This window comes from Jeotgalicoccus psychrophilus DSM 19085 (assembly GCF_000425845.1).
In the GTDB taxonomy this organism is placed as follows: domain Bacteria; phylum Bacillota; class Bacilli; order Staphylococcales; family Salinicoccaceae; genus Jeotgalicoccus; species Jeotgalicoccus psychrophilus.
Map to the genome: position 1 here is coordinate 59,099 of NZ_AUEF01000014.1, position 15,356 is coordinate 74,454.

Consider the following 15,356-nt stretch of genomic DNA (forward strand, 5'->3'; position numbering starts at 1 on the left):
CCTTTATTATCTATTTCTCGTTGTATCAAACGGTCTGATTGAAGCTTCGATTTGTGCACGTTTCGGCTCTAAGAACGGTGGTAATGCTAAGCTTTCTCCTAATGTTTCATACGGCTCATCATCCATGAATCCGGGACCATCTGTAGATAGTTCAATTAAAATATGTCCGACACGTGCATACAGTGCTTCAAAGTAGAAACGATCTACAAGTCCTGAATTGCCCATACCCATCTGACGGTATTTTTCTTCCCATGCTGCAAGTGCCGCGTGGTCTTCTACTCTGAATGAAACATGGTGTACTTCACCGTAGCCCTGTCGTCCTTCAGTACCTTCGTCTTTACGAAGAATGACTTGTCCGCCGTTACCGCCTTCACCGACGTTTAATAACGTTACATTGTCTTCTTCAAGAATCGGTGTCATACCGTAAATTTCCTGCAGTACTTTTTTGAAGTCATCGTAATAACTTACTGTAATTTCAATTGGGCCGAGACCATATACTGCTTTATCTTCAGGCACAGGACCATTTTTCCATGGTTTTCCCGGCGCTACACCTTCGTTATTTTCATCTGAGAATAACTGATATCTCTGCCCGTCAGCTTCTTCAAACGGCAGTATTTTTTTGCCAAACAGTTCTTTTATACCGTCATGTTTTACATTGTTTTCTTCAAAACGATTTAAATAGAATTCAAGTGCTGCATCATTCGGCACTCTGAGGCCTGTTCTTGAAATAGAGTTAGTTCCTCTTGAGCCTTTAGGGTTGTTCGGGAAATCGAAGAAAGTCATATCCGTACCTGGTGAGCCTTCATCATCAGCAAAGAAAGTGTGATATGTCTGAATGTCATCCTGGTTTACAGTCTTCTTAACTAAACGCATACCGACAACTTCCGTCATAAAATCATAGTTTCTCATCGCATTGTCTGTCATTGCTGTTACGTGGTGTATTCCTTTTAAATTTTCATTAGTCATAATATCTTCCTCCAAATTTTATTTAAGCAGGCCTTCTGCGTGCAGCCCAATTCGTTTTAATAAGTTAATTGCATTTTCTACTTCATCGTCATTCCACTCATCAAAGATTGTATTAATCAGTGCTTCCTGTTCAACAACTCTTGTATCCATATACTGTTTACCAACATCGGTAATACATGCAAACATTACTCTTCTGTCATCTGGACAGGGTCTTCTGTAAATAAAGTCTTTCTTTTCAAGCTTATCTATAACGTAAGTAATACTGCCGCCGCCCATAAGTATTTTCTTGCCGATAGCCTGTATCGGCTGGTCACCTTTGTGATACAGCAATTCCATTACCGCATATTCATTGAGGTTAATTTCCTTCTTTAAAAAGTCCTGTTTAATAAGTTTTTGTACGGACTGTGAGGATTTTATAAAAACAGTAAATGCTTTTATCCGTGCTTCTTTTTCATTCATGTCTGCACCTCCTTCTACTAGTACTTTTAAAATATATTAAATTTAATCTATTTGTAGTATAAACATTCGAAATCGAAATATCAAGAATAATACATTAAATTTAATATACTTTTTATACACTTAGTTATCTGAATATTTATTGTATTGAGATTCTTGATATGCTAATGTTATGAAAAAATTACTTATACTATAAAGAAGGTTTGAAATGATTACCCTAAGAGAATTAACGACGATAAAAGATCTTGAACAGCTCGAAAAAATAGAACAGAATGTCTGGAATATGCTGCCGCTGCCAATTCATCAAACGCTGACTGCAGTTAAAAATGGCGGCATAATTATCGGTGCCTTTGACCAGAATAAAATTATCGGTTTCAGTTACGGTTTTGCCGGTTTTCAGGACGGTCAAACATACCTTTGCTCGCATATGCTTGGTATAGAAGAAGATTACCGTTCCAAAAAGATAGGTGAACAGCTGAAAAGGCAACAGCAGGAAATAGCTACTCAAAAAGGCTATAGGGAAATACGCTGGACATATGATCCGCTTGAAACACGAAATGCATATTTAAATCTGACAAAACTGAGAGGAACATGTTCTGTATATACAGAGAATGCGTACGGAGAAATGAAAGATGGTCTGAACAAAGGCCTGCCGTCTGACCGTTTCGAAGTTCACTGGTATATATCAAGTGAGTATGTGACAGAAGCTGAAGCTGAGAATTATGATAGCGCAGCTCCACTAAATGAAATCCATTTTAATAACGATATTCCTGTCTGTAGTCAGTTTCACACTAAACGTTTCAGTGCAGATGTATATTCTTATGAAGTTCCTAAAGATTTTCAGCATGTTAAAGCTCATAACCACAAAGTCGCATTGGATTGGAGAATGACAACAAGAAAGACATTTCAGGAATTACTTTCCGCTGGCTACTCTGCGGTTCATTTAATTCCCGGGAAATATACTGCAAAATACATATTTGTTAAACACAACACATTACAGCTTGGAGGACATAATATATGAAAAATCTTTTGATAAATGACTATAACACCGGGTTAGATTACGACGGAATCGATGGGGGACGGCTGGCTGAAAGACTCGAAGCAATTTCCAAAATCGGTGTACTTCCAACAGGCGGTGTCAGCCGTCCCGGTTTCTCACAAGAGGAAAAACTGGCTAAAGAGTTAGTAATAGGCTGGATGAAAGAAGCCGGTCTGACGGTTGAAACTGATGCTGCCGGCAACGTTTTCGGCAGATTAAACGGGGACGATAACTCACAATCTATCGCCTCCGGATCACATGTCGATACAGTGCCGGCAGGCGGGAATTTTGACGGTGTACTCGGTGTACTGGCTGCGCTGGAAGTTGCTGAAGCGTGGAAAGTATCTGGATACACGCCAAAAAAGTCATATGAAGTTGTAATCTTTTCTGATGAAGAAGGCGCAAGATTTTCGAGCGGCGTCTTTGGCAGCCGGTCCTATATGGGATTCGTTGATGATGAATTAATTGCTTCACTTAAAGATAATGAAGGTTTAAATCTTGAAGAAGTTCTCGAGCAATACGGTTCTTCTTTAAAAGAATACAAAAATATTCAGCAGCGTGACTGGACATTCTTTGCAGAAGCACATATTGAACAGGGAAAACTGCTCGAGAAAAATAATCTGCCGGTCGGAATCGTTAACGGTATTGCAGGTCAGGCATGGCTTGAAGTTGAATTCAAAGGACAGGCCGGACACGCCGGCAACACACCGATGAATGACAGACAGGATGCGCTGGTTGCTGCCGGCCGTTTCGTCAGCGAACTTGAAAACATACCTAAAATTGTCAGCAGTACAGCCGTTGCAACGGTCGGTAAACTGGCCGTTTCTCCTAACGGTGCCAACGTTATTCCTGAGTCTGTTAAGATGATTGTCGATATACGAGATATCCACGAAGACACACGCGATAGACTGCTTGAGCTCGTTACAGAACGTGCAGAGAGCATTGCAAAAGAACGAAATATCGGCGTTACAGTGAGCGGTACATCCCGAGTTAAACCTGTACCTGTTGAAGAAGTTTATAAACAAGAGCTTCATAATATTTTAAATGATTTAAACATTGAAGCAACGGAACTGCCGAGCGGTGCGGGACACGATTCTATGAATATCGGTCTCGAATTGCCAGTCGCAATGATTTTTGCGCGCAGTAAAGATGGCATCAGTCACAATCCTAAAGAGTGGACCAGTTTAAACGATTGTGTAATGACTGTTCATGTACTAAAGAAATTCATAGAAATACAAATGAATAAATAAAAAAAGTACTGCCGCTGTGATTTTAAGCGGCAGTACTTTTTAGTTCCCTGTATTTTTAAACTGTAAAATCCGGTCGCCAATTTCATCTCTGACTCTTTGAAATTCCTGCCATTCTTTACCTGCAGGGTCATCAAATCCCCAATGAGCTTTAGTCACATGGGCTGGGAGCACGGGACAGTTCTGATCAGCATCGCTGCATAGTGTGACAACAAGATCAGATGCATTAAGAATATCGTTTTGAATTAAATCCGAAGTATTCTTGCTAATATCAATATTTATTTCGGCCATCGCTTTAATTGCTTTCGGATTCACACCATGCGCTTCTATTCCGCCGGAATACACATTCCATTCTTCTCCAAGAATCTCTTTACCAAGACCTTCAGCCATCTGACTGCGGCAAGCGTTGCCTGTACATACAAAATATATTGTCTTTTTAGTCATAACTATCCCTCACTTAAAATATTAATAGCGTAAAGTACAACCCGAGAAGTGTCATAATAAGCACCGGTGGCGTTATTATTATTCCAATTTTAAAATACGTTCCCCAAGATATTTTCATATCTTTTTTAGCCAGTACATGAAGCCACAGCAGTGTTGCCAGTGAACCGATTGGTGTGATTTTCGGCCCTAAATCAGAACCGATAATGTTCGCATATATTAAACCTTCTTTAATAACATCCTGTGCACCTGTTTCACTGATTGCTATCGCATTAATCATTACTGTCGGCATATTGTTCATAACTGAAGACAGTATTGCTGCGATTGCACCCATTCCCATAACTGTGGCCAAAAGTCCGTATTCAGTTATTGCAGCAATTGAATCCGCAAGTAAATCTGTCATACCTGCATTTCTTAAACCGAAGACAACGACGTACATACCGATTGAAAAGACAACAATATTCCACGGCGCACCTTTTACGACGCGTGATACATTAACCGCTTCTGATTTACGCGCCAGTACAAGAAAGACAATCGCAATAACCCCAGCGATAAACGATACAGGCACTGCGATGAATTCACTTAGAAGATAGCCTGCTAAGAGCATAATCAATACTATCCATGATATCTTAAACATTTTTTTATCTTTAATCGCTTCATGCGGAAGTTTCAGATTGCTGCCATCGAAAGTATCCGGAATCGATTTTCTAAAGAAGAGCCACAACACCAGAATACTTGAGACCAGTGAAAAGATATTAGGAATAATCATATGTAAAAAGTATTCTATAAAACCGATATTAAAATAGTCTGCCGACACTATATTAACTAAGTTACTCACAATGAGCGGCAAAGATGTCGTATCAGCAATAAAGCCGCTGGCTATAACAAACGGGAAAATCATTTTTTCCTTAAAGTTTAAATTCCGGACCATGGCCAGAACTATCGGTGTCAGAATTAATGCTGCACCGTCATTTGCAAAAAATGCCGCAACGACAGAACCGAGCAGCGCAATGTAGATAAACATTTTAAGCCCGCTGCCGTGTGAAGCTTTAACCATGTGTCTAGCAGACCATTCAAAGAATCCTATTTCATCCAGTATTAATGAAATCAGTATGACAGCGACAAACGTCAGTGTCGCGTTCCAGACGATACTTGTCACTTCTATAATATCTCCAAATGATACTACACCCGTTATTACTGCTAGAGCAGCTCCAATCATTGCTGTAATGCCGATATCTAGCCCTCTCGGCTGCCAGATTACAAATATTAAAGTAATAATAAATATGCTTATCGCTAGTATTGCCATAATCAGCAGACACCTTTTTTCATAGTTTGACATGCACAATATCCGCTTGATGAGTTAATAATTTGAAGCTGTTTTTCTATTTTATTCATCGTCTTGTGATTGAGTTCATACATTACTTTATTACCATTTTTTCTTTTCGTAACAAAATCACAGTTTACCAGAACTTTCATATGGTGACTCAAAGTAGGCTGAGAAAACTCAAAGTGCTCGAGTAAATCACAACCGCATAGTTCATCACACGATAATAAATCGAGTATTTCAAGACGGCTTGGATCCGCTATAATTTTTAATAATGAAGCTGTTTCGTCATAATTCATGCATATACCTCCGTAATTTATATATAGATTATCATCTATATAGATATATGTCTATATATTTTTAGGAGTGTTTATCATTTAAATAGTTCTTTTTCTCTCCATTTTCCGAATTTGTAATACAGATAGGCGAAAATACTGCTGATTATAAAGCTGACACCCATGCCCATGCCGACACCAGTTTCTCCAAAGTATGAAGCAAACAGGGCCGACAGAGGATACCTGAGTATCCAGAAAGAGATAATGTTCAATATCAGTACTTGATACATTGCTCCTGATGCTCTGACAATACCGTTTAAGACAAAGTTTAATCCTAAAAATGGATAGCACAGCGCGACAATTCTTAAGTAATTCGTACCGAATTCTACCGCTGCCTCATCCTGAATAAACATTCTGATTCCCGCTTCTGCAAAGATAATTACAACAACAGCCACACTCAGCATTAAACCGAAGTTATATAACGCGGCATAACGTGCAATCTGCTTCACACGCGGCCATTGCTGTATACCAATGTTCTGTCCGGCCATCGCATTAACTGCCGTACCAAGCGCCATGGCAGGGAGCATAATTAAACTGTCGAGACGCTGCGCAGCACTGAATCCTGCCACACTGTCCGCACCAAACTGAGTCACCACACTCAGAATCGCTGCGATACCTGCATGAATAACACCCATCTGCAGTCCTGCCGGAATACCCAGTTTTAAAATCAATCCGACTTCATAGCGAGCCGGTATAGAAGGCATTTTAAATGGTACCAGATTGCGTTTAACCGCCAGGTACACACTGTACAGAAATGCAATTGTCTGTGAACCGACTGTAGCGAGGGCCGCACCCTGTATACCGAGATCAAATACAATCATAAAGAGCGGTGACAGAACAGCATTCAATATGACTGCAATGAAGACAATTCTAAGCGGCGTCTTGCTGTCGCCAAGCGCTCTGAAAACAGTATTGATAAAGTTATAGCCAAATAAGAAAAACATCCCGAGAAGGCTTATTTGAAGGTATGACGCTGCCATATCCAAAATAGCATCCGGCGTACCGATAATTCCGAGCAGACTTTCTGCAAATATGTAGCCGATTACCGCAAAAACAACAGACATTACAGTCATAATAACGATAAAAGCATTTAAGTAGCGCTTCAGGCCTTCATCATCTTTACGGCCATGCTGCTGAGATAAAATAGTCAGTGCCGCATTGTTCAAACCAAGTATGAAAGACAATATAGTGACCAGTATGGTCGTTGCTATGGCGACAGCACCCAGTGCCTCTGCACCAAGAATATTTCCGACCCACAGACTGTCGACAATTTGAAACGAAGTCTGCAGCAGATTTGCCAGCATGATCGGCGCTGAAAATATAATCAGCGGCTTTAATATAGGACCGGTTGTAAAATCATTTTTCGAGCTTTTCATTTCTTCACCTGCTGATTTTTAATTACTATAAAACACAATGTAATATTATAAGATGTAGCAGCTGAAAAAGCTAAGTATTGATCTCGAAATTACCGGTATATGTTTAAAGAGAAAGGGTATATGAATAGCAAGATAATATAAGGGAGCTGCGTTTTGTGAAATGGGCTAAGTGGGGACTGATATTTGCACTCGGATTAATTGCCGGATTTATACTCTCCGGTTTGTTCAGCAATGTATTTACTTTTATATAAAATAAGAAAAAACCGGACATCGACGTGTCCGGTCTTCTCATTATTCTATCGGTTCGCTTCGAATATGAAATCTGACGCCTCTCGGCCCCTCAACGCTGAACATACCGCCGATGCCTTTAACAACATCGACCGTAATCTGCGTATGTTTCCAGTATTCGTACTGCTTATGGTTCATATAAAATGGTACACCCTCAATTTCACCGAGCTGTACATCGACGTCTCCAATAATCATCATGCCTTCTTTCAGACACATTGGACTGGAGCCGTCACAGCATCCCCCTGATTGGTGAAAAATTAAGTTTCCATGTTCTTTTTTCAATTCATTAATAAGTGATCTGGCCTGATCGGTGGCATAAACTTGTTCAAGTACTGCCAATTAAAAGAATCCTTTTGCTGATTCGCTGTAGCTGACCAGCAGGTTTTTAGTCTGCTGATAATGTGCTAGCATCATCTTATGATTTTCCCGGCCAATACCACTCATTTTGTAACCGCCAAATGCTGCGTGGGCAGGGTAGTCGTGATAAGTGTTTACCCATACACGGCCCGCCTGAATTGCACGTCCTAATCGGTATGCTCTGTTTTGGCTGCGTGTCCATACTCCCGCACCAAGTCCGTACAGTGTATCATTAGCCATTTCAATCGCTTCGTCGTCATCCTTGTACGTCGCCACTGCTAATACCGGTCCAAAAATTTCTTCCTGGAAAATACGCATCTTATTGTGGCCTTTAAAGATCGTCGGTTCGACGTAGTAACCATTTTTAATATCGCCGTCGACTGATTTTATATTTCCGCCTGTAAGTAATTCAGCGCCTTCTTTTTTACCGATATCAAGGTACGATGCAATTTTTTCCTGCTGCTCATTTGAAGTCTGTGCACCCATCATTGTATTTGGATCTAACGGGTTACCTACTTTAATCTGTTCAACACGCTTAATCACGCGTTCCATAAATTCGTCAAAGATATCTTCATGTACTAGTGCGCGTGACGGACATGTACATACTTCACCCTGGTTCAGTGCAAACATTACAAGCCCCTCAATCGCTTTGTCTAAGTAGTCATCATCCGCATCCATTACATCTTTTGCAAAAATGTTCGGTGATTTACCGCCAAGTTCCAGTGTGACAGGAATCAGATTCTGACTCGCATTCTGCATAATAATGCGCCCAGTAGTCGTTTCACCCGTAAAGGCAATCTTGTTAATACCCGTATGTGTTGCTAAAGATTGTCCCGCTTCTGAACCGAAGCCGTTCACAATATTGAAAACACCTTTAGGCAACAGATCCCCAATGAGTTCCGCCAGATGAAGAATCGTTGTCGGTGTCTGCTCGGCAGGCTTTAAGACGATTGAGTTGCCTGCTGCCAGTGCAGGAGCAATTTTCCACGTCGCCATAAGCAGCGGGAAGTTCCATGGAATAATTTGTCCAACTACACCAAGCGGCTCATGATAGTGATACGCTACAGTATCATTATCTATTTGAGAAATCCCGCCTTCCTGTCCGCGAATAACACCTGCAAAGTATCTGAAATGATCGACGACGAGTGGCAAGTCGGCATTCAGCGTTTCACGTACGGCTTTACCATTCTCAAAAGTTTCAAGAACAGCAAGCTCTTCAAGATGTTCTTCTACACGGTCAGCAATCTTCAAGAGAATATTGCTTCGCTCTGTTACAGATGTGACTGCCCATGATTTTTGCGCTTCCTGTGCAGCAGCAACTGCTTTATCTACATCTGCCTGTTTCGAACGCGGTACTTTTGACACGACTTCACCGGTTACCGGCGATTCATTTTCAAAGTACTCTCCATCTGCTGGTGCCACCCATTCACCGCCGATGTAGTTTTCATACTGAGATTTAATTCTGTACTTGGCGCCTTCTTTATTCGGAAATTCAAATACCATTTTATTTCCCCCTTGTTTATGTTTGATACTTTTATTCTACCTAATTTTAGACTGAAATGTAAAGGCTTTCAATTTACAGATAATTTAAGAATTTAAATAAAAAAGGTGAACGCCATTAGACGCTCACCCTAAAAAATTATTTAACTATCATCACCGGTATATTGGCTCGTTTTGCCACTTTATGACTGACACTGCCCATCATCATTCCCTGCAATGCATTCAACCCTCTATTGCCGAGCACTATAATGTTGTATGCCCCATTGTTAGAAACTTTAACGACTGTTTCATCAGGCAGCCCTCTTTCAAAAATAACGTTATAATTAACGTTCTCTTTATTATATAAATCAATTATTTTGGCAATCTTTTCTTTTTGCTGTTTAACAGTATTTTCGCCATGAAGTACAGCGTCTTTTGATTTCTCTATTTGAATTACATTCAAAATCGTCACCATTGTATCTTTATTGATAAAGTTCAATGTTTCTTCAGCAGCTCTGAAGCTGTTTTCTGAGCCGTCTGCTGCAAGCAGTATTGATTTATACATTCAAATACCTCCTTATTTTACGTTAAATGCTGTTCATTCAGCTGGCTGAGTTCTTTAACAATTTTTCTGCTGTCTGCATTTAACTGATCAACATATACTGTATTCCCCTTATCTTCAAACTTTCTCACCATCGTATCAATGGCATCTACTGCGGAGTCATCCCAGAGATGCGCCTTCGAGAAGTCGAGCAGGATATCTTTATCGTATTTTTTAAATTCAAGCTGATCTATCATCGTATCAATTGAAGCGAAGAAAATCTGTCCTTCAAAATAAAATACGTAATTATTATTTATTAGTTCCTTAGTCACTGTCACTTTCGAAATCTTCGTTGCAAAGAAAATTGCGCTGAAGAACACACCTGCAATAACTCCAATTGCCAGGTTATCAGTAGCAAGTATAATCGCGACGGTAATCAGCATTACGAATACATCTGTACGCGGTGCTTTCTTCATATACTTAAACGTCTTCCAGTCGAACGTGCTGATTGTAACGACTACCATGATACCGGCCAGGATCGGCATCGGTATTTGCACGACCAGATCTCCGAAAAGAATGATAAGCAGCATTAAGAATACACCTGCAGTAAACGTCGACAGTCTTGTTGTCGCTCCTGATCTCACGTTAATAACTGACTGCCCAATCATCGCACAGCCGCCCATGCCGCCGAAAAAACCAGTTACAAAGTTTGCGATTCCCTGACCGCGTGATTCTTTGTTTTTACTGCTGTACGTATCCGTTGCATTATCGACAATGCGGGCTGTTAGAAGACTTTCCACTAATCCCACAATAGCCATCGATAATGAGTAAGGGAAAATAATTTTCAATGTTTCGAGCGTATAAGGCACGTCAGGGATAATGAAGCTCGGCAATGATTTTTCAATTGCACCTAAATCTCCAACTGTGCGGACTTCTGCACCAAAAAAGATGTAACATGACGTCAGCACTACTAAAGCAACTAGCGGTGCCGGTATTTTTTTGAAAAATCTCGGCAGCACATATAAAATTGCAATTGTTATAATTACATATATGTATGTATCGAATGAAATACCGAATATATGCTGTAGCTGTGCAATAAAAATCATTATGGCTAACGCATTTACGAAGCCGATCATTACAGAATTTGGAATAAATTTCAGTAACTTTCCTACTTTAAAAATCCCGAGAATGATTTGAATGATTCCCATCAGTATCGTTGCAGCGAATAAATATTCAACACCATATTCTCTAACGAGCGGGACGACTAATAATGCAACCGCACCTGTTGCCGCTGAAATCATTGCCGGCCTGCCGCCGACGAATGATATAATTACCGCGATAAGGAAAGATGCGTACAGTCCGACCATCGGGTCAACGCCGGCAATAATCGAGAAAGCGATAGCTTCAGGTATTAATGCCAGCGCGACAACAATTCCTGCCATAATATTCGTTCCGGGCGATGTCAGCCATTCTCTTTTAAATTTTTCTATCATATATTTTTTATCTCCTAAAATTAATTACTTAAAATCATTATATCAGATGAAATATACAATATTCTTTATAAAATAATATTATAAAATAGCATACATTTTAATTTTCATATAAAATGTATTAAAGACTGTTATTTAAATTATGAATATCAGGAGGGATAATATGAGAGCTGAACTGACAAAGTTCAAAGTAAAAGAAGGCAAAAGCGAAGTAGTCGATGAATGGATCGAATACATGCGTGACAATATGGAAGATGTGCTTTTAAACCTCGAAGGTGAAAAAATGTACGTTGAAACAATCTTCCGCGAAGTCTTTATGGATGTTGAATACTTATACTGGTAGAGTATCCAGAGTGATGAAGACGGCGAAAAAATTGATGACACATATCTGGATGAAAAACATCTTGAATACATGGAAGAATGTATCGATAAGACTTTCCGCCCTGCAGAAATGCAGGCAGAAGTGGTCATGCTTCCAGAACATTTGAGACAGTTAATAAGATAAAAATTACTCGCCAATGATATTGGTGAGTTTTTTTGTACTTGAAATATATATCTTTTATTCCTTTACTGTATAATTGTAGAAGAATATAAATATATAACCAATAGAATTGAGGAAGTAACATGAGAAAATTGGCAGATATATTGTTAAAAAGAAGCTTGCTGTTCATAGTTTTAATTTTCACAGTGTCGATTGTCGGCGTATATACTTTTTTAACTATCGACCAGCGTGAAATTCCGGAGACGGATGTTAATCTGATTAATGTCATTACGGCCTGGCCTGGTGCAAACAAAGATGACATTGAAGAAAACGTGACAAACCTTATTGAAACGGAAATGTTCAGTATCGAGGATATTGAAGATGTATCTTCGGTTTCTGAGGATAATGTTTCAGTCATTACACTTTCTCTCAGTGACGGCAGCACGCCTGACAATGTACTCAATGATGTTAATAATTTAGTACAAAGTCTCAGCGGGGACTTGCCGGAAAATGCAGCTCAGCCGGAAGTTGAGTCCGTTACAAATGCATTCCCGCTTTTAAGTTATCAAATACATAGCGATTCTCTTGATGACCTGGAAGCTGTCAGAGGTGACGTTGAGAGTCTTCAGCAGGAAGTCATTCAGCTTGCCGGTGTCGACAGTGTCACAATTAAAGGTTACAGAGAGTCGGAATACGAAATTCAGCTTGATTGGGACGCTTTAGCAGAAGAACAGCTCAATCCAAATGAAATTATGAATGAAATCGACTTATCTCTGAGCCCGGTCGTGCTGGGACAGGATGTTCAGGATGACGAAATTATCCGTTTATCATTTGAAGATGAAACAGCTCTCGAAGCACTTGAAGAAGTACGTATCGGTGCAGACAGAGTGCCGCTTCTAGATGTCGCGAGCATTGAGTCAGTCGACAGCACTCCTGCAGATATTGTTCAGTACAACGGTGAAAATGCAATATCATTCACAGTGTTCTTATCAAGTGAAGAAGATGTACCGTCAGTATCTGAAAATGTCGAGTCCGTTATTAACGAAAAATTTGACAGTATGTCTGACAACGTAACGGTAGATAATATTTCATCGGAAAGAGAAAATGTTGAAGATATATTTATCGGCTTATATACGTCACTGCTGATTGCAGTAATTGCCGTTATTATCGGTACATCAATCGGCCTGTCGTTGTTCGGTGCGATTACAGTAATGCTGACTGTAATTATTTCTATCTTTATCGGACTGATTCCGGTACCGTGGATGGGCGTCGACTTAAACCAGATTTCCGTTATCGGTTTAATTATCGCATTGGGTATACTCGTCGATGACTCGATTGTCGTTAACGATAACATTGAACGCAGATTCACACTCGGAGACAGTAAAGGCGACGCGATTTATAATGGTGTGAAAGAAGTTGCACCGTCGGTTATCGCTTCGACCGCTGCTATCGTCTTTACATTCTCGCCGCTTCTGTTATTATCCGGTGCGAATGGTGACTTTATAAAAGCACTGCCAAGTATTTTAATATCTACAATGATTGTTTCAACAGTACTTGCACTGACATTTATTCCGGCTATGCGCCAAGTAATTCCTTACAAAAAGACACCTAAGAATCCAGGGTTATTAGGAAAAGCATTTACATTGGGCAGTAAAGTATACGCAGATAAAGTATTGCCTAAAGTATTAAAACGTCCATTGCTGTCGTTCCTGGCGATACTCATTGTGACGTTACTGTCGATCGGTCTTGTCCGCTTCACACCATTTGAGTTTTTCCCGGAAGCTGATCGCTCAGAAGTCACAATTGATCTGATTTTTGATGAAGGACAGACAATCCAGAAGACACATGAGGATACAGAGGAAGTTCTGGCTCATCTATTGGAAGATATGGACCATGTGGAAGGTTCATCTATCTTTACAGGTGAAGGTCTGCCGAACTTATTCGGAGCTTCTTTAGACCGGTCAGGTGAAAATACAGCACAGATTGCACTGCAGATAGACAAGGAAAAAATGAGTGCATCAGCAACAATTGATGAATATGAAGCACCGTTACGTGAAGCATTCCCGGATGCTAAAATATTCATGAACACGATTATTCAGGGACCGCCGGCCAGCGCTCCCATTACAGTGGAATTCTTCGAAGATGACTTAGATACTTTAAGTTCTGAAGTTGCAGAACTCACTGAACAGCTTGAAAATGAAGGTGCACTCGTTACTTCCAGCATCGGTAATCCTGTAGAAACATTACAATACAGTATTGATTACGATACATTAGAAGAAAACGGCATTTCGATATCACAGGTTAAAAATGAATTAAATATGATATCAGAAGGGATCCCGCTTCAGGAAATTATTGAAGATGGCCAAAGTAGAGAGATGACGCTGAAATACGCTGATGAATATAATCTCGATAATATCGATATTGTAAACGTCGAAGACGGCCGCCCAGAAATGTATCCGTTAAGTGATTTTGTCACCTTATCTGAAACTGAAGATACTACTGCAATTCAGCACAAGAACGGCGAAAGAACTGCTGAGCTTCAAGTGTATTCAGATGATGAAGCAGAGACAGAATCGTTAATCAGCGATTACAGTGACAGCCTCGACGGCAGTACAGAAGTTATCGTCGGCGGAGAAGCATCCGACCAGACCGATTTCTTTATCGAAATTGGTATTTTATTCTCAGTAATACTGATTCTTGTCTACCTTGTGATCGCATTTGAATTTAACTCGCTCGTCTTGCCGCTGATTATAGTATTCAGCATTTTCTTAGCAATAAGCGGGGGCATTATCGGTCTGTTTGTAACTCAGACACCAATCAGCTTCCTCGGTATAATGGGGATGGTATCACTGACCGGTATCGTCGTCAGAAACGCAATTGTGTTAATAGACTTTATAGAAATACGCAGAAAAGATGGCAGTGTAGATGATATTTACGAAGCGATTTACGAAAGCGGACGCGCAAGATTCAAGCCGATTATTTTAACGACTGTAACGAGTATACTCGCATTGATACCTGTTGCATTCAGCGGGGACGTTCTATTCGAGCCGCTCGCAGTCACAGTCATTGCCGGACTTGCCTTCTCGACATTACTGTCGATGATAGCAACACCTGCACTGTACTATTTCTACTACAAATTTAAATACAGCAAGAAAAAGTAATATAAGATAAAAAGGACTTCCCTCGGGAAGTCCTTTTCTATTTGCCGCTTGCAAGGTAGGGGAAGAATCCTTCCAAAAAACTTTCGGTTGCAGGCATGAAATATGAGCCAAAATGATAGTCCGGATCCAGCGTCGTCACAATCCATCTGCCGCCTGACGGTAATTTCTCTTCAAACATTACAGCACCGCCATCTGCTGTTGTAATTAATTTTTCAGCGTTCGCTCACGTGTATCCGGGACTTACCGGACTGGCATGATGGGAGCTCATGTGTATCCGAGACTTACCGGACTGGTATGATTGGGACTCATGTGTATCCGGGACTTATCGGACTGGCATGATGGAAGCTCATGTGTATCCGCGTCTTACCGGACTGG

General features: G+C 40.4%; 13 protein-coding genes and 2 pseudogenes. 4 read left to right on the plus strand and 11 right to left on the minus strand.

What is annotated here, in order from left to right:
- Window positions 1-6: 6 nt before the first annotated feature.
- Window positions 7-966 carry a ring-cleaving dioxygenase gene (locus H625_RS0106525; protein WP_026859206.1) on the minus strand — a complete coding sequence of 320 codons (960 nt, stop codon included), beginning with the start codon at window positions 964-966 and terminating at the stop codon, window positions 7-9.
- A gap of 18 nt (window positions 967-984) precedes the next feature.
- Complete coding sequence (locus H625_RS0106530; protein ID WP_026859207.1) at window positions 985-1,425, minus strand: MarR family winged helix-turn-helix transcriptional regulator; 441 nt, start codon at window positions 1,423-1,425, stop codon at window positions 985-987.
- A 205-nt stretch (window positions 1,426-1,630) separates the two neighbouring features.
- On the opposite strand from H625_RS0106530, the gene H625_RS0106535 reads away from it, so the two are divergent.
- Both H625_RS0106535 and H625_RS0106540 read left to right on the plus strand, forming a co-directional pair.
- Entirely contained in the window at window positions 1,631-2,443 is an 813-nt protein-coding gene (locus tag H625_RS0106535; RefSeq protein ID WP_026859208.1) for a GNAT family N-acetyltransferase, read from the plus strand.
- Complete coding sequence (locus tag H625_RS0106540; RefSeq protein ID WP_026859209.1) at window positions 2,440-3,711, plus strand: M20 family metallo-hydrolase; 1,272 nt, start codon at window positions 2,440-2,442, stop codon at window positions 3,709-3,711. Before H625_RS0106535 ends, H625_RS0106540 begins: the two co-directional genes overlap by 4 nt.
- A gap of 39 nt (window positions 3,712-3,750) precedes the next feature.
- Here H625_RS0106540 and arsC read toward each other — a convergent pair whose 3' ends face one another.
- The 8 genes from arsC to H625_RS0106580 form a co-directional block, all read right to left on the minus strand.
- A complete protein-coding gene (gene arsC, locus H625_RS0106545) occupies window positions 3,751-4,152 on the minus strand; it encodes an arsenate reductase (thioredoxin) (RefSeq protein ID WP_026859210.1) in 402 nt (133 codons plus the stop codon).
- Window positions 4,153-4,165: 13 nt separating this feature from the next.
- Window positions 4,166-5,455, minus strand: a complete 1,290-nt coding sequence (gene arsB / locus H625_RS0106550; RefSeq protein WP_026859211.1) for an arsenite efflux transporter membrane subunit ArsB — start codon at window positions 5,453-5,455, stop codon at window positions 4,166-4,168.
- 2 nt (window positions 5,456-5,457) lie between these two features.
- Entirely contained in the window at window positions 5,458-5,772 is a 315-nt protein-coding gene (locus H625_RS0106555) for an ArsR/SmtB family transcription factor (protein ID WP_026859212.1), read from the minus strand.
- A 74-nt stretch (window positions 5,773-5,846) separates the two neighbouring features.
- Window positions 5,847-7,184 carry an MATE family efflux transporter gene (locus H625_RS0106560; protein ID WP_026859213.1) on the minus strand — a complete coding sequence of 446 codons (1,338 nt, stop codon included), beginning with the start codon at window positions 7,182-7,184 and terminating at the stop codon, window positions 5,847-5,849.
- Window positions 7,185-7,475: 291 nt separating this feature from the next.
- Window positions 7,476-7,811 carry a DUF779 domain-containing protein gene (locus tag H625_RS0106565; protein WP_026859214.1) on the minus strand — a complete coding sequence of 112 codons (336 nt, stop codon included), beginning with the start codon at window positions 7,809-7,811 and terminating at the stop codon, window positions 7,476-7,478.
- On the minus strand, window positions 7,812-9,332 hold the full coding sequence (exaC, locus tag H625_RS0106570; protein WP_026859215.1) for an acetaldehyde dehydrogenase ExaC: 1,521 nt from the start codon (window positions 9,330-9,332) through the stop codon (window positions 7,812-7,814).
- A gap of 136 nt (window positions 9,333-9,468) precedes the next feature.
- Entirely contained in the window at window positions 9,469-9,873 is a 405-nt protein-coding gene (locus tag H625_RS0106575; protein ID WP_026859216.1) for a universal stress protein, read from the minus strand.
- 17 nt (window positions 9,874-9,890) lie between these two features.
- Complete coding sequence (locus H625_RS0106580; protein ID WP_026859217.1) at window positions 9,891-11,342, minus strand: SulP family inorganic anion transporter; 1,452 nt, start codon at window positions 11,340-11,342, stop codon at window positions 9,891-9,893.
- A 160-nt stretch (window positions 11,343-11,502) separates the two neighbouring features.
- On the opposite strand from H625_RS0106580, the pseudogene H625_RS12735 reads away from it, so the two are divergent.
- Both H625_RS12735 and H625_RS0106590 read left to right on the plus strand, forming a co-directional pair.
- A pseudogene (locus H625_RS12735) lies at window positions 11,503-11,844 on the plus strand (DUF6176 family protein).
- A gap of 119 nt (window positions 11,845-11,963) precedes the next feature.
- Window positions 11,964-14,981, plus strand: a complete 3,018-nt coding sequence (locus H625_RS0106590) for an efflux RND transporter permease subunit (protein WP_026859218.1) — start codon at window positions 11,964-11,966, stop codon at window positions 14,979-14,981.
- A gap of 37 nt (window positions 14,982-15,018) precedes the next feature.
- Here H625_RS0106590 and H625_RS13440 read toward each other — a convergent pair.
- A pseudogene (locus H625_RS13440) lies at window positions 15,019-15,198 on the minus strand (hypothetical protein); the annotation flags it as partial.
- Between the last annotated feature and the right edge of the window lie 158 nt (window positions 15,199-15,356).

What these genes read in the sequence shown, in the direction of transcription:
- H625_RS0106555 (WP_026859212.1), bottom strand. Translation starts at nt 5,772, where the DNA reads ATGAATTATGACGAAACAGCTTCATTATTAAAAATTATAGCGGATCCA.
- H625_RS0106575 (WP_026859216.1), bottom strand. Translation starts at nt 9,873, where the DNA reads ATGTATAAATCAATACTGCTTGCAGCAGACGGCTCAGAAAACAGCTTC.
- H625_RS0106540 (WP_026859209.1), top strand. Translation starts at nt 2,440, where the DNA reads ATGAAAAATCTTTTGATAAATGACTATAACACCGGGTTAGATTACGAC.
- H625_RS0106530 (WP_026859207.1), bottom strand. Translation starts at nt 1,425, where the DNA reads ATGAATGAAAAAGAAGCACGGATAAAAGCATTTACTGTTTTTATAAAA.
- H625_RS0106580 (WP_026859217.1), bottom strand. Translation starts at nt 11,342, where the DNA reads ATGATAGAAAAATTTAAAAGAGAATGGCTGACATCGCCCGGAACGAAT.
- H625_RS0106525 (WP_026859206.1), bottom strand. Translation starts at nt 966, where the DNA reads ATGACTAATGAAAATTTAAAAGGAATACACCACGTAACAGCAATGACA.
- arsB (WP_026859211.1), bottom strand. Translation starts at nt 5,455, where the DNA reads ATGGCAATACTAGCGATAAGCATATTTATTATTACTTTAATATTTGTA.
- arsC (WP_026859210.1), bottom strand. Translation starts at nt 4,152, where the DNA reads ATGACTAAAAAGACAATATATTTTGTATGTACAGGCAACGCTTGCCGC.
- H625_RS0106535 (WP_026859208.1), top strand. Translation starts at nt 1,631, where the DNA reads ATGATTACCCTAAGAGAATTAACGACGATAAAAGATCTTGAACAGCTC.
- H625_RS0106560 (WP_026859213.1), bottom strand. Translation starts at nt 7,184, where the DNA reads ATGAAAAGCTCGAAAAATGATTTTACAACCGGTCCTATATTAAAGCCG.
- exaC (WP_026859215.1), bottom strand. Translation starts at nt 9,332, where the DNA reads ATGGTATTTGAATTTCCGAATAAAGAAGGCGCCAAGTACAGAATTAAA.
- H625_RS0106590 (WP_026859218.1), top strand. Translation starts at nt 11,964, where the DNA reads ATGAGAAAATTGGCAGATATATTGTTAAAAAGAAGCTTGCTGTTCATA.